The 13,601-nt window shown below is 64.2% G+C and carries 7 protein-coding genes and 1 tRNA gene; 6 read left to right on the top strand and 2 right to left on the bottom strand.

The features are described from left to right. Positions 1 to 41 precede the first annotated feature (41 nt). The 4 genes from SRB521_RS00270 to SRB521_RS00255 all read left to right on the top strand — a co-directional run bounded on the left by SRB521_RS00270 (position 42) and on the right by SRB521_RS00255 (position 5,336). Positions 42 to 1,847, top strand: a complete 1,806-nt coding sequence (locus SRB521_RS00270; RefSeq protein ID WP_116721595.1) for a DEAD/DEAH box helicase — start codon at positions 42 to 44, stop codon at positions 1,845 to 1,847. A 98-nt stretch (positions 1,848 to 1,945) separates the two neighbouring features. Then, on the top strand, positions 1,946 to 3,811 hold the full coding sequence (mnmG, locus tag SRB521_RS00265; protein WP_116721596.1) for a tRNA uridine-5-carboxymethylaminomethyl(34) synthesis enzyme MnmG: 1,866 nt from the start codon (positions 1,946 to 1,948) through the stop codon (positions 3,809 to 3,811). Positions 3,812 to 3,828: 17 nt separating this feature from the next. Continuing rightward, positions 3,829 to 4,860, top strand: coding sequence for a tRNA 2-thiouridine(34) synthase MnmA (gene mnmA / locus SRB521_RS00260; RefSeq protein WP_075704924.1), 1,032 nt, complete (start codon positions 3,829 to 3,831; stop codon positions 4,858 to 4,860). A 182-nt stretch (positions 4,861 to 5,042) separates the two neighbouring features. Further along, positions 5,043 to 5,336, top strand: a complete 294-nt coding sequence (locus tag SRB521_RS00255; protein ID WP_075704923.1) for a hypothetical protein — start codon at positions 5,043 to 5,045, stop codon at positions 5,334 to 5,336. A 73-nt stretch (positions 5,337 to 5,409) separates the two neighbouring features. On the opposite strand, the gene SRB521_RS00250 is transcribed toward SRB521_RS00255, so the two are convergent. After that, entirely contained in the window at positions 5,410 to 7,422 is a 2,013-nt protein-coding gene (locus SRB521_RS00250) for an oxidoreductase (RefSeq protein WP_116721597.1), read from the bottom strand. 255 nt (positions 7,423 to 7,677) lie between these two features. Continuing rightward, positions 7,678 to 9,501, bottom strand: a complete 1,824-nt coding sequence (gene typA, locus SRB521_RS00245; protein ID WP_116721598.1) for a translational GTPase TypA — start codon at positions 9,499 to 9,501, stop codon at positions 7,678 to 7,680. A gap of 208 nt (positions 9,502 to 9,709) precedes the next feature. On the opposite strand from typA, the gene SRB521_RS00240 reads away from it, so the two are divergent. Further along, positions 9,710 to 9,786: transfer RNA gene (locus SRB521_RS00240), tRNA-Arg, on the top strand. Positions 9,787 to 10,172: 386 nt separating this feature from the next. Beyond that, on the top strand, positions 10,173 to 13,571 hold the full coding sequence (locus tag SRB521_RS00235; protein WP_116721599.1) for an SEL1-like repeat protein: 3,399 nt from the start codon (positions 10,173 to 10,175) through the stop codon (positions 13,569 to 13,571). Positions 13,572 to 13,601: the final 30 nt, after the last annotated feature.

Here is a 13,601-nt window from a genome sequence, read left to right as displayed (position 1 = left end):
TTCGCCGCGCCAAAAATTGATTGAGAAGGATCGAACGTCGAATGAATTTTAAGGATCTGGGGCTTATCGCCCCCATTCTCCGGGCGCTGGACGCCCAGGGCTATGCCGAGCCCACCCCCATTCAGGCGGGGGCCATCCCCCCGGCGCTGCTGGGCCGGGACGTGCTGGGCTGCGCCCAGACGGGCACCGGCAAGACCTGCGCCTTTGCCACCCCCATCCTCCAGCGTCTCAACGCCGATGTGGTGGTGGGCCCGCGGTATATCCGCTCCCTGATCCTCACCCCCACCCGGGAGCTGGCCCTCCAGATCCAGGAGAGCTTTGAGGCCTACGGGAGGAATCTGCCCCTTCGCTCCGCCGTCATCTTCGGCGGCGTTGGCCAGCAGCCCCAGGTGGACAAGATCAAGCGGGGCCTGGACATTCTGGTGGCCACGCCCGGCCGTCTGCTGGACCTCCAGGGTCAGGGCCTGCTGGACCTGAGCCGGGTGGAGATCTTCGTCCTGGACGAGGCCGACCGCATGCTGGACATGGGGTTTATCCACGATGTCCGCCGGGTACTCAAGCTCCTCCCGCCGAAAAAGCAGACCCTCTTTTTCTCCGCCACCATGCCCCCCGAGGTCATGGACCTGGTGAACGGCCTTCTGCATGACCCTGCCCGGGTGGCGGTGGACCCGGTGTCCTCCCCGGTGGAGGTCATCGACCAGAAGCTCTGCTTTGTGGACAAGAGCAACAAGTCCAAGCTTCTCTCCCACCTCATCCGGGAAATGCGGGTCAAAAATGCTCTGGTGTTCACCCGCACCAAGCACGGGGCCAATAAGGTGGCGGGAGACCTGATGAAGGCGGGCATCTCCGCCGCCGCTATCCACGGGAACAAATCCCAGACCGCCCGGCAGCAGGCACTCAGCGACTTCAAGGCCGGTCGGACCCAGGTCCTGGTGGCCACCGACATCGCCGCACGGGGCATCGACATCGAGGAGCTCTCCCACGTATTCAATTACAATCTTTCCGAGGTCCCCGAGACCTACGTCCACCGCATCGGCCGCACCGGGCGGGCCGGCCACGGGGGCTGCGCCGTCTCCTTCTGCGACTTCGCCGAGAAGGAGTACCTCAGGGGGATCGAAAAGCTGATCGGCCAGAAAATCCCCGTGGTGGAGGAACACCCCTGGCCCATGGAGGTCTTTGAGGCCCCCAGGGACGCCAAGGGGCGGGCCGTGAACGCCGACGATGCGGAGGCCCGCGCCGCCGCCAAGGAGCGCCGCCGGGCCCGTGACACGGCCGCAAAGGCCGCCGCGGAGGAGGAGCAGCGCCGGGGGGCGGAGCCAGCCAAGTCGCCCGCGGCAAAGCCCCAAAAGGTCCAGGCGGTCCCCGTGTCCGCGCCAAAGGGGGAGGGCGGCAGGAAGCGCCGCGCTCCCCGCTGGCAGAAGGCGGAGGGGGAGCTCTCCCACAAGTTGGACGCCGTGCTTCCCGAACGGACCGCCGGCACGTCGGAGGCCGGATATGAGGATTTCCGCCGCCCCGATCCCCTCGGCTCCGACCGCATTATGGACGCCACCGCCCGGCTGCTGTCCCCCCGGTCCGTGCCCGCACAGAAGGGCCGTGTCCAGGCGCCTCAGGAGCGCGTCGGGAAGAAACACAGGCGGAAAAAGTCCTCCTCCGCCCAGTCCGTCTCTCCGGCACCCCGTCCCCGGGAGGAAAAAGCGTCCGCCCCAGCGCCCGCACCCAAGAAGCGCCAGGACCATGGCCGCGGTCATCGGGGCGGCCCAGCCCCCCTGCCCATGAAGAGCGGGGCGGTGAAGGACTCCACCGAGCAGCCCAGTCTGATGAAGCCCTATTATATTGAGCACGATTAAACCGCCTCAGAAATATTTGCCTTCTTGCGGGCCGGAACTGAATTCCGCCCCGGCGGATCGCCGGGGTTCTATCCCGGCTTGGAAACGGGGGAACTGTCATGGACTATCTGGCCGGCACATTTGATATCGCCGTCATCGGCGCGGGACACGCCGGGATAGAAGCCGCCCTGGCCGCCGCGCGGATGGGGCTGCGGACCGTGTGCTTCACGGTCAACCTGGACGCAGTGGGCAATATGCCCTGCAATCCCGCCATCGGCGGCACCGGCAAGGGACATCTGGTCCGGGAGCTGGACGCCCTGGGCGGCGAGATGGCCCGCTGTGCGGACCGCGCCTGCATCCAGTATCGGGTGCTCAACAAGGGAAAAGGCCCCGCCGTCTGGTCCCTCCGGGCCCAGGCGGACCGCAGGGAATATCAGAAACAGATGAAGCACACCCTGGAGCTCCAGAAAAATCTGTGGGTCAAGCAGGCGGAGGTCACCGACGTGCTGACCGAGGCGGGCCAAGTCTCCGCCGTTCGGACCTCCACAGGGGCGGTCTATGGGGTGCGGGCGGCAGTGGTCTGCACCGGCACCTACCTGGGGGGCCGCACCATTGTGGGAGACGTAACCCGGCAGTCCGGCCCGGACGGTCTGGCCGCCGCCCTCCCCCTGACGGAGAGCCTGCGGGCCCTAGGCGTCGGACTCCGCCGCTTCAAAACCGGCACGCCCCCCCGGGTGAACCGCCGCAGCGTGGACTTTTCCCGGATGGAGCTCCAGCCGGGGGACGAGACTGTGGTCCCTTTTTCTTTCGAGACAAAAACCCCTCCGGAAAACCGGGCAGTGTGCTATCTCACCTACACCAATGAGAACACCCATGCCGTCATCCGTGCCAATCTGGACCGCTCCCCCCTCTACTCCGGCGTCATCGAGGGGGTTGGCCCGCGGTACTGCCCCTCCATCGAGGACAAGGTGGTCCGGTTCGCCGACAAGCCCCGGCACCAGCTCTTTATCGAGCCCATGGGCCTGGACACCGAGGAGCTCTATATCCAGGGCTTTTCCTCCTCCCTCCCGGAGGACGTGCAGGTGGAGATGCTCCACACCATACCCGGCCTGGAGCACGCCGAGATGACCCGGTGCGCCTACGCCATCGAGTACGACTGCTGCGACCCCACCGAGCTCTATCCCACCCTGGAGCACATTCGTATCCCCGGCCTTTACGGCGCGGGACAGTTCAACGGCTCCTCCGGCTATGAGGAGGCCGCCGTCCAGGGTTTCGTGGCCGGGGTCAACGCCGCGCTGAAGCTGCTGGGCCGGCCGCCCATGATCCTCTCCCGGGACCAGGGGTATATCGGTGTGCTCATTGACGACCTGGTGACCAAGGGCACCAACGAGCCCTACCGCATCATGACCTCCCGGACGGAGTACCGGCTGCTGTGCCGGCAGGACAACGCGGACCGCCGGCTGTGTCCGGTGGGCCGCGCCGTGGGGTTGGTGTCCGAGGAGCGGTACCGGCGGGTGCTGGACAAATACGCCGCCGTGGACCGGGAGATCAAACGCCTGGAGGGGACGGGAGCCGCCCCCTCTCCGGCTCTCAACGCCATGCTGGCGGAAAGAGGAGAGACCCCGCCTCGGGACGGCGCCCGCCTGGGAGACCTGCTGCGCCGGCCCCGGGTGGGCTATGCCGATCTGGCCCCCTTTGACCCGGACCGGCCGACGCTGTGCGCCGAGGTGACGGAGCAGGTGGAGATCGCCCTCAAGTACGAGGGGTACATCGCGCGGCAGCAGCGCCAGGTGGAGGAGATGCGGAAGCTGGAGACCCGGCCGCTGCCTCCCGGTCTGGACTATATGGACATACCGGTGCTGCGCATAGAGGCCCGGCAGAAGCTGGATAAAATACGTCCCCTGAACCTGGGTCAGGCCTCCCGCATCTCCGGCGTCAGCCCGTCGGATATCGCGGCACTGATGATCTGGCTGGAAAAGGGCTGACACCTTGGAGGTAATCTATGAAGCCTAAGCTGATTTTGGGACTTTCCGGCGGAGTGGACTCCGCCGTCTCCGCCGCGCTGCTGCGGGAGAGCTATGATGTACACTGCGTCTTTTTGGACATCGGCCTGGGGGGAGGCGGGGACGCCGAGACGCTGGCGGACCGCCTGGGCCTGCCCTTCCACTCTGTGGATATCCGCGCCGAGCTGGAACATTTCGTCTGCGCCGATTTTGCCCGGGAGTATTTGGCAGGGCGCACGCCCCTGCCCTGCGCCCGCTGCAACCCTCTGGTAAAATTTCCGGCTCTGGGCAGAGTAGGGGAGCAGGTGGGTGCCGAGTTTATCGCCACCGGCCATTACGCCCGGGTGACCGCCGGGCCGGACGGCCGCATGCTCCTGCGCAAGGGCCAGCCCGCCAACGACCAGTCCTACATGCTCTCCCGCCTGACCCAGGCCCTGCTGCGGCATATTGTCTTCCCCCTGGGCGGCTATGAAAAGGTCCAGGTCCGGGCCCTTGCAGAGGAGATGGGGCTCTTTGTGGCCCACAAGCCCGACTCCATGGAGATCTGTTTTATCCCAGACGGGGATTACGCCGCCTGGCTGGACCGCAGAGGCCCTACGCCGCCGCCCGGCAACTTTATCGACGGGGAGGGCCGCGTCCTGGGACGCCACCTGGGCATCCACCACTACACCATCGGCCAGGGCCGGGGATTGGGCGTCTCCGGGCCCCACCGGTATTTCGTCTCCTCGCTGGACCCGGAACACAATACCGTCACCCTCTCCGACGGCTCGGACCTGATGGCGGACCGCGTTCTGTGCTCCCGCCCCAACTGGATCGCCATGGATGCGCTGGACGGCCCCATGGAGGTCACGGTCCGCCTGCGCCACTCCCGCACGGAGGCCCCCGGCGTCATCCGTCCCCTGGAGCGGGGCGGCGTGGACGTTCTGCTGGATACGCCCGCCCGGGCCCCTACCCCCGGGCAGCTTGCGGTCTTTTATCAGGGCGACGTGGTCATCGGCAGCGCCTGGATCGAACGAAGCCTTTCCCTGTAACCCCATTCACCCTTTCATCGCCCGGAAAGTCACAGATTTTCCGGGCGATATTTATTTTTCTAATAATTACACATATTTGTTATAACTAGTGATAAATATAAAAAATGTGACCGTAATGTAACCGCCGGGGTGTTTAATGAAGACAATGATCGAGCTCTCTTCCACAAAGGGGGATGGATGATATGGAAAAGAGACCCCATACGGCTTTGGCGCTGTTCTTCCCGCTGCTTCTGGCGCTGCTCCTGCTCCCGGGCGCCCTGGCGGCGGCGCCCGCTTCCGCCGAGCCCATCCCGGAGTCCGGAGCGGTCCTGATCCTGGAGGATACGGCAGTGCCAATGGGGGACCTGCCCGAGACCGGCACCGCCACCGCGGAGAACATGGACCCCGTGCAGCTTTTGGGAATGGCCGCGGTCTGCTTTTCTTTGGCTGCCGTCGGGCTGGCCCTGACCATCCACCACAAAAACCACCAAAAGTGACCTTTCTTTAAAAAATCCTGCAGCCGGATCAGCGGCCGCAGGATTTTTTCATCACTTATTCTGCCGGGCAGTCTCAAATGCCCCTCGCCACCTCATAGGCATCCCAGATGGCATAGTGGATATTCGCCACCTTGTTGGCGTCCCCGATCTGGAAGAGCTGGGCGTCCAGCCCCTGCAGCTCCTGGAAGAGTCTGTTTTCCGAGCGATATCCCACTGCGACGGCGATGGTATCGGCCTCCAGTTTCTGCTCACTGCCGTCACACAGGTGAAGGACCACGCCGTCCGGCTCCGTGCGCACCACCCGGGCGCCCAGCTCCTCATTTACGCCGTGGAAGGGGAGCAGCGCCTTGAGCATATCCGTGTTGGCGTCGCAGACCGGCGTCCCCACCATCAGCACATCGGGCAGCGCCTCCACCAGGGTGACCTCCCGGGTGCTGTCCTGCTTGCGCAGCCAAAGGGCCAGCTCACAGCCCACCAGGCCGCCGCCCACGACTACGACCCGCTTTCCGGGGTCCTCCCCGCCCATCAGCACATCCGCCGCCGTGCGCACCCGGTCGGGGGCGCCCAGGTCGGGCACCACGGGCCTGGATCCGGTGGCCAGGATCACGGTGTCGCTGCCGCTGGCACGGACGATCTCCGCCGTAGCCGGGGTATTCAGCTCCACCCGCACCCCCAGCTCCTGCAGCTCATGGGAATACCAGCGCACCAGAGCATGGTCGTCCTCCTTAAAGTCGGGCATCCCGCCGGGGATGAGGTTTCCCCCCAGTTGCCCGGCGGCCTCCAGGAGGGTGACATCGTGCCCCCGAAGGGCGCAGACCCGGGCGGCCTCACAGCCGGCCACGCCGCCGCCCACCACCAGCACCTTTTTCCGCTCCTGCGCCCTGCCGACGGCATAGGCCACCTCCCGGCCCACCGCAGGATTGACGGCGCAGCAGACGCTGCTGAACTTCTGGAGCCGCCCCATACATGCCTCCTGGCAGGACAGGCACGGTCGGATGCGTTCCAGTTGGTTCCGGCGCAGCTTCTCCACATAGTCGGGATCGGCCAGAAGGGGACGGGCAAGACCCACAAAGTCGATCTTGCCGCCGGCAAGAGCGGCGGAGGAGATGTCCGGATTGTCCATGCGCCCGGCGCACATCACCGGGATCTCCACCACCTTTTTGAGCTGAGAGACATAGGGCAGATACATGCCCTTCTGATGGTACATGGGCGGATGGCTCCAGTGCCATGACTCATAGGAGCCCACGTCCGCGTCTAGGAAATCATAGCCCGCATCCTGGAGCATTTTGGCCACCGTCAGTCCCTCGTCCATATCCCGGCCCAGCTCCTCAAACTCCTGCCCGGGCAGACCCCCGGCCTTTTCGTTCATATCACGGACAAAGCTCTTGGGGCTGTACCGCACGCCCACGGGGAAGTCCGCCCCGCAGACCCGCTTGATCTCCTGGACGATCTCCACCGCAAAGCGCAGCCGGTTCTCCAGACTGCCGCCGTATGCGTCGGTGCGCTTATTGAAGAGCGCCAGGGTAAACTGATCCAACAGATACCCTTCGTGTATGGCGTGGATCTCCACGCCGTCAAAGCCCGCCTTTTTGGCGTGAGCCGCCGCCTCGCCAAACTTGCGCACAAAGGTATGGATCTCCTCCACCGTCATCTCCCTGCACATCAGGCCCTTGATCCAGCGGTGTTCCACCGGGGAAGGGGCGATCACGTCCCCGCTGACGTTGCTGGCGTGGCCGACCCGGCCGAAGCCGGCGGAGAGCTGGATGAAAATCTTTGTTCCGTAAGCGTGTACCCGCTCGGTCAGGCGTTTGGCGGAGCGGATAAAGCAGGTGGGGCGCAGGGTAGGGACCACGTGGGAGGGCATGACGCACGGCTGGATCTCATTTTCCACAAAGCAGTCCCCGGTGATGATCAGTCCGACGCCACCGCGGGCCCGGACGGCATAGTACTCCACCGCCGTCTCGGTAAACGCGCCTTCCGCGTCGCACATACCGGACGGACCGATGGGGGCCATGTAAAAGCGGTTTTTAAGGGGCACCCCCGCAATCCGGCCCGGCTCAAACAATACGCGATATTTTTCCTGCATCGTTCTTCTTCCTTTCCTGTTCCATCTGCTGTGGAAGCAGCGGCGGCGCCGCAAATTTTATCTCCGTTTTAACCATACCAAACTTTTTCTTTCTGTCTATTATAAAATTTCTAATATATCCTTACCTTTCAACCTAATAAAGGAATGCACCCTGCGGCGGCTGTTTGAAAGCGGCCTCCACAGGGCGCGGCGGCTGTGGCCGCAGCAAAAAGAGCGGCGCTGTGGTACAGCGCCGCTCCCATTTATAGGTCGTTCTTATTTGTTGCCCTTCAGGGCCTTCATCCGGTCTGCGTGGCTGAGGATGCGCTTGCGCAGGCGGAGATTTTCAGGCGTGACCTCCAGCAGCTCGTCGTCGGCCAGGAATTCCAGACATTGCTCCAGCGACATCTGGCGGGGGGTGGTGAGCCGCAGGGCGTCGTCCGAACCTGCGGCCCGCATGTTGGTGAGCTGCTTTTTCTTGCAGATATTTACCGTGATGTCCTCGCTCTTGGGCGTCTCGCCCACTACCATACCGGCATATACCGGCACGCCGGCCCCGATAAAGAGGACGCCCCGCTCCTGTGCGTTGAAGAGGCCGTAGGTTACGCTCTCCCCGGTCTCAAAGGAGACCAGACTGCCGCTGCTGCGGCGGGAGACCTCTCCCTTATAGGGAGCGTAGCACTCAAAGACAGAGGCCATGATGCCCTCGCCCTTGGTGTCGGTGAGGAACTCATTGCGATAGCCGAAGAGGCCCCGGGCGGGGACCAGGAACTCCAGCTTCATGCGGCTGCCCACCGGGTTCATCTCCAGCATCTCGCCCTTGCGGGAGCCGATCTTCTCAATGACGGAGCCCACGCAGTCGGAGGGCACGTCCACCACCAGGCGCTCGATAGGCTCGCATTTCTGGCCGTCGATCTCCTGATACAGCACACGCGGGGGAGAGACCTGGAACTCATAGCCCTCCCGGCGCATGGTCTCAATGAGAATGGACAGGGACATCTCACCCCGGCCAGCCACATTGAAGGAATCGGTGGAGTCGGTCTCGGTGACCCTCAGGGACACGTCCTTCAGTGTCTCCCGGAACAGGCGCTCCCGCAGCTGACGGGAGGTGACGAACTTGCCCTCCCGCCCCGCGAAGGGGGAGTCATTCACCGAGAAGGTCATCTCAATGGTGGGGGCGGATATCTTGACAAATTCGATGGGCTCCACGGCGGAGGGATCGCAGATAGTGTCGCCAATGGTAATGTCTCCGATGCCGCTCATGGCAATGATGTTGCCGGCCGTGGCCTCGGTGACGGCCGCTTTTCCCAGCCCGTCAAACTGATAGAGAGAGACCGCCTTGGCCTTCTTGGGCACGGCGTCCGGGTCATGGAAATTGCACACTGCGATCTCCTGATTCTGCTTAACGACGCCCCGCTCGATGCGTCCGATGGCAATGCGCCCCACAAACTCGTTGTAATCAATGGAGGAGACCAGCATCTGGAAGGGGGCCTCGGTGTCCGCCTCCGGGGCGGGGATATAGTCGAGGATGGTCTCGAACAGAGGCTTGAGATCGGTGCCCTCCACCTCGGGGGAGTAGGATGCAGTGCCCTGCCGCCCGGAGCAAAACAGCATGGGGGAGTCCAGTTGTTCACTGGTAGCGTCCAGATCCAGCAGCAACTCCAGCACCTCGTCCACGACCTCGTGGATCCGCTGGTCGGGACGGTCAATCTTGTTGACCACCACAATGACCCGGTGTCCCAGCTCCAGCGCCTTGCTCAGAACAAACCGGGTCTGGGGCATAGGCCCCTCTGCGGCGTCTACCAGTAAGATGACGCCGTTGACCATCTTCAAGATGCGCTCCACCTCACCGCCGAAATCGGCATGGCCCGGGGTATCCACAATATTGATCTTCACATCGCCATACTGTACGGCGGTGTTCTTGGCCAGAATGGTGATGCCGCGCTCCCGCTCCAGGTCGTTGGAGTCCATCACGCGCTCGGCTACGGCCTGATTCTCCCGGAATGCGCCGCCCTGCTTGAGCATCTCGTCCACCAGCGTGGTCTTTCCGTGGTCGACGTGGGCGATAATGGCTACGTTTCTCAAATGGTTGTTCTGCAAGGGGGATGCACCTCAAATCTTTCTTTTTACAGATACGGTGAAAACTCAACCACGTATTATAACGTACCTGTCCTAAAAAAGCAACCTTTTTCTGGGATACCACCGTCCTTTCCCGCAAAATCCGCCGCATGGGCCCGATTTGGCGCGCCCTCTGCGCCCCGTTGACAGCGGGCGGGTTTTGGGTTACAATAAGACTCGCTTGTTTTATGCGCCCGTAGCTCAGTTGGATAGAGCGACCGCCTCCTAAGCGGTAGGCCGGAGGTTCGACTCCTCTCGGGCGTGCCATGTCGGAGCAAAGCCCGCTTTGCTCCGACATCTTTTTATTCTCTGAGCAAAAAGATGTTATTAACCCACGCCCTTGCTCCGGCTTGGCGGCTGCTCTGCGGGCGGCCTTTTCTATTTCCGGAAATCTGGGCCTTAACCGCCTCTCCCGGTTCCGAGCACCCTCTTGCGGCACGAATCCTCGCCTGGTGGCGAGGGTTTGTCGCCAAACGGGGTTATTTTTTCTTCTACCTCACCCCGGCTTTCCTCCCGCCGGGATTCCCGGGCACGATCCGCCGGGCATCCCTTTTTATCTTGTGTTGCACGTGCTCTCGTTGTAAAATGGATTTTGTAGGCGCGGCGTGGTCCGCGTTCCTCTTACTCCTATACATAGAAAGCAGGTGGAGCAGATGGATCCCAAATCCGACGACCGCGGGGAGCAGAAGGAGTTTTCCAATCCCCAGGACGTCGTCTTTGTCAATACGCAGCTCATTCTCAAAGCCATGCAGAATGTGCAGAAGGCCCAGCAGGACTTTCAGGCCATGCTGGAGCAGGCAGAGCTGGGAGATACCTCCGTACAGTACGACCTGGGCGTGCGGTACGCTGAGGGGGACGGGGTGGACAGCGACATGGTTCAGGCCGCCCACTGGTTCTCCCTGGCGGCGGAGTCCGGCGACCTCCGGGCCATAGAGGCCCTGGGCCGCTGCTATCAGATGGGCACAGGCGTGGAGGAGGACCAGGGCAGGGCTGTGGAGCTCTATACCCAGGCCGCCGACCAGGGCTATGCGGGGGCGCAATGCAGCCTGGGATTGTGCTGGGAAAACGGCTCCGGTGTGGATCAGGACCCGGTCAAGGCGGCGGAATACTATCTTCTGGCCGCCGAGCAGGGCCACGCGCCCGCCCAGTGTAATCTGGGCGTATGCTGTCTCAATGGCATCGGCGTGGACCGCGACCCGGAGGAGGCCGTCCACTGGCTGACAAAGGCGGCGGAGCAGAATTTCCCCCGGGCCCAGAGCATCCTGGGTGTGTGCTGGGAGAACGGCACCGGCGTGGACCAGGACCCGGCCCGGGCGGTGGAGCTCTATCGAAAGGCCGCCGAGCAGGGCTACGCCCCCGCCCAGTGCAACTTGGCCGTGTGCTGCCTCAATGGCATCGGCATGGAGGCGGACGCCCCCCAGGGCGTGGAGTGGCTGGAGCGGGCTGCCGCCCAGGACTTCGCCCGGGCCCAATGCATCCTGGCCGACTGCTGCAAGACCGGCTCCGGCCTGGCCCAGGACCAGCCCCGGGCCATGGCGCTCTATGAGGCGTCCGCCGGGCAGGGGTATCCCCCCGCCCAGTGCAATCTGGGCCTCTGCTGTGAAAATGGCGACGGCGTGGAGCAAGACCTGGTCCGGGCGGCGGAGCTCTATCAAAAGGCCGCCGCGCAGGACTACGCCCCGGCCCAATGCAATCTGGCCGTGTGTTTTCTCAATGGCATCGGCGTGGAAAAGGACGAAGCCCGGGCGGTGGCGTGGCTGCAAAAGGCCGTCGGGCAGGACTTCGCCCGGGCGCGGTATATCCTGGGCTGCTGTCTCCGGGACGGCGACGGTGTGGAGGCCGATCAGGCCGGAGCGGCGGCGCTTTTTCGCCAGGCGGCGGAGGACAACTATCCCCCCGCCGTGTGCGAGCTGGGTCTCTGTTATGAGATGGGGGCCGGTCTGGAGGAGGACAAGGCCCAGGCCGTGCGCTGGTACACTAGGGCAGCAGAGCTGGGCTATGCCCCCGGGCAGTGCAATCTGGGCTATTGCTACCTCACCGGCATCGGGGTGGAGGAAGACGACGTCCAGGCTGTCCGGTGGCTCACACAGGCCGCGGAGCAGGACTTTCCCCGGGCCCAGCGGCTGCTGGGCTGCTGTTGCCGGGACGGGGACGGCACGCCGGCGGATGCGCAAAAAGCGGTGGAGTGGTTCCGGAAGGCGGCCGCACAGGACTATCCCCCCGCCCTGTGTGATCTGGGGCTCTGCTACGAGATGGGCACCGGGGTAGAGGTTGACCTCAAGCGTGCCACCGACCTTTACCGCCGCTCAGGAGAGCGGGACTATGCGCCGGGCCAATGCAATCTGGCTGTGTGCTATTTAAATGGGGATGGGGTGGAGAAGGACGCCGCCCAAGCGGCGGCGTGGCTCCGGCGGGCCGCCGCGCTGGACTTTCCCCGGGCCCAGAGCATCCTGGCCGACTGCTACCGGGATGGCGACGGCGTCCCCCGGGATGACGCCGAGGCGGCACGGCTTTATCAACTGGCCGCCGATCAGGGGTATCCCCCCGCGCTGTGCGGGCTGGGTCTCTGCTATGAGCTGGGCGAGGGCGTGCCGGAGGACAAGGCCAGGGCCGTGGCCCTCTATACCCAGGCTGCCCAACGGGGGAACCTCTCTGCCCAGTGCAACCTGGGGTACTGCTGTCTCACGGGCATCGGCATGGACCCGGCCCCCGAGCAGGCCATTCCCTGGCTGGAGCGGGCTGCGGAGCAGGGTTCCGCCCGGGCCATGAGCCTGCTGGGAAGCTGCTACCGGGACGGTGACGGCGTGGAGGCGGACGCCGAAAAGGCCGTGCAGTGGTATCAGAAGGCGGCGGACCTGGAGTATCCCCCCGCCCTGTGCAGTCTGGGGCTGTGCTATGAGCGGGGCGAAGGCGTACCGGAGGACAAGGCCAGGGCCGTAGCCCTCTATACACAGGCCGCCCAGCGAGGAGATCTGGCCGCGCAGTGTAATCTGGGTTATTGCTACCTCACCGGCATTGGGACAGAGGTGGACTGCGGCCGGGCCGTGGAGTGGCTGGACCGGGCCGCCCGGAGGGGATTCCCCCGGGCACTGGATCTGCTGGGAGACTGCTATCAAAACGGCGACGGCGTGGAGGCCGATGACGCCAAGGCTGTGGAGCTCTATCGCCGGGCCGCAGAGCAGGACTACGCTCCCTCCATTGCCAGTCTGGGCCTGTGCTGTGAGCTGGGACAGGGCCTCCCCGAGGATAAGCCCAAAGCCGCCGCGCTCTACCGCAAGGCCGCGGAGATGGGCTACACCTATGCCCAGTGCAACCTGGGCTTCTGCTACCTGCGGGGCATCGGCGTAGACAGGGACCCCGCCCAGGCGGTCATATGGCTGCAAAAGGCCGCGGAAAAGGGGCAGTCTCGCGCCATGAGTCTGCTCAGCCGGTGCTGTTTTGATGGAAGCGGCATGCAGAAGGACGAGAAAAGAGGCCTGGAGCTGCTCCGCCGGGCGGCGGAGCAGGGCTATGCCCCCGCCCAGTGCAATTTGGGCCTGTGCTATGAAAACGGCTTCCACGGTCTTGCGCAGGACCTTTCAAAAGCGGCGGAGCTCTACCGCCGCTCTGCGGAGCAGGGGGATGCCGCCGCCCAGAGCAATCTGGGCAGCCTCTACTATACCGGCTCCGGTGTGGAACGGGACGATGCTCTGGCTTTTCAGTGGTTTTCCCGCTCCGCAGAGCAGGATTTTCCCGCCGGCGTCTATCATCTGGCCGACTGTTATGCGTCCGGACGTGGGACCGCCACGGACATAGCCCGGGCGGCTGAGCTCTACCAGAAGGCCGCCCGGCTGGGGGATGAGGACGCCATGTTCATCCTTGGCAAGTGGTATCGGGACGGGAAGGGCCTCCGCGCCGACCCGGAGCAAGCGCGATTCTGGCTGCGGAAGGCCGCCGACGCAGGTGTGAAAGAGGCCGCCGCCTGTCTACGGGCGCTGTCCGGCAAGGCCCCGGGAAAGGGCGGAGAAAAACGCGGGGGCTTTTTCCAAAAGCTCTTCGGCAAAGGCGACTGATCTCCGTCAAGCCATAGAAAAGAGGAATTT

Origin of the sequence: Intestinimonas butyriciproducens, assembly GCF_004154955.1 — a bacterium.
In the GTDB taxonomy this organism is placed as follows: Bacteria; Bacillota; Clostridia; order Oscillospirales; family Oscillospiraceae; genus Intestinimonas; species Intestinimonas butyriciproducens.
This window is presented reverse-complemented; position numbering and strand designations above follow the sequence as displayed.

What these genes read in the sequence shown, in the direction of transcription:
- SRB521_RS00270 (WP_116721595.1), top strand. Translation starts at nt 42, where the DNA reads ATGAATTTTAAGGATCTGGGGCTTATCGCCCCCATTCTCCGGGCGCTG.
- mnmG (WP_116721596.1), top strand. Translation starts at nt 1,946, where the DNA reads ATGGACTATCTGGCCGGCACATTTGATATCGCCGTCATCGGCGCGGGA.
- mnmA (WP_075704924.1), top strand. Translation starts at nt 3,829, where the DNA reads ATGAAGCCTAAGCTGATTTTGGGACTTTCCGGCGGAGTGGACTCCGCC.
- SRB521_RS00255 (WP_075704923.1), top strand. Translation starts at nt 5,043, where the DNA reads ATGGAAAAGAGACCCCATACGGCTTTGGCGCTGTTCTTCCCGCTGCTT.
- SRB521_RS00250 (WP_116721597.1), bottom strand. Translation starts at nt 7,422, where the DNA reads ATGCAGGAAAAATATCGCGTATTGTTTGAGCCGGGCCGGATTGCGGGG.
- SRB521_RS00235 (WP_116721599.1), top strand. Translation starts at nt 10,173, where the DNA reads ATGGATCCCAAATCCGACGACCGCGGGGAGCAGAAGGAGTTTTCCAAT.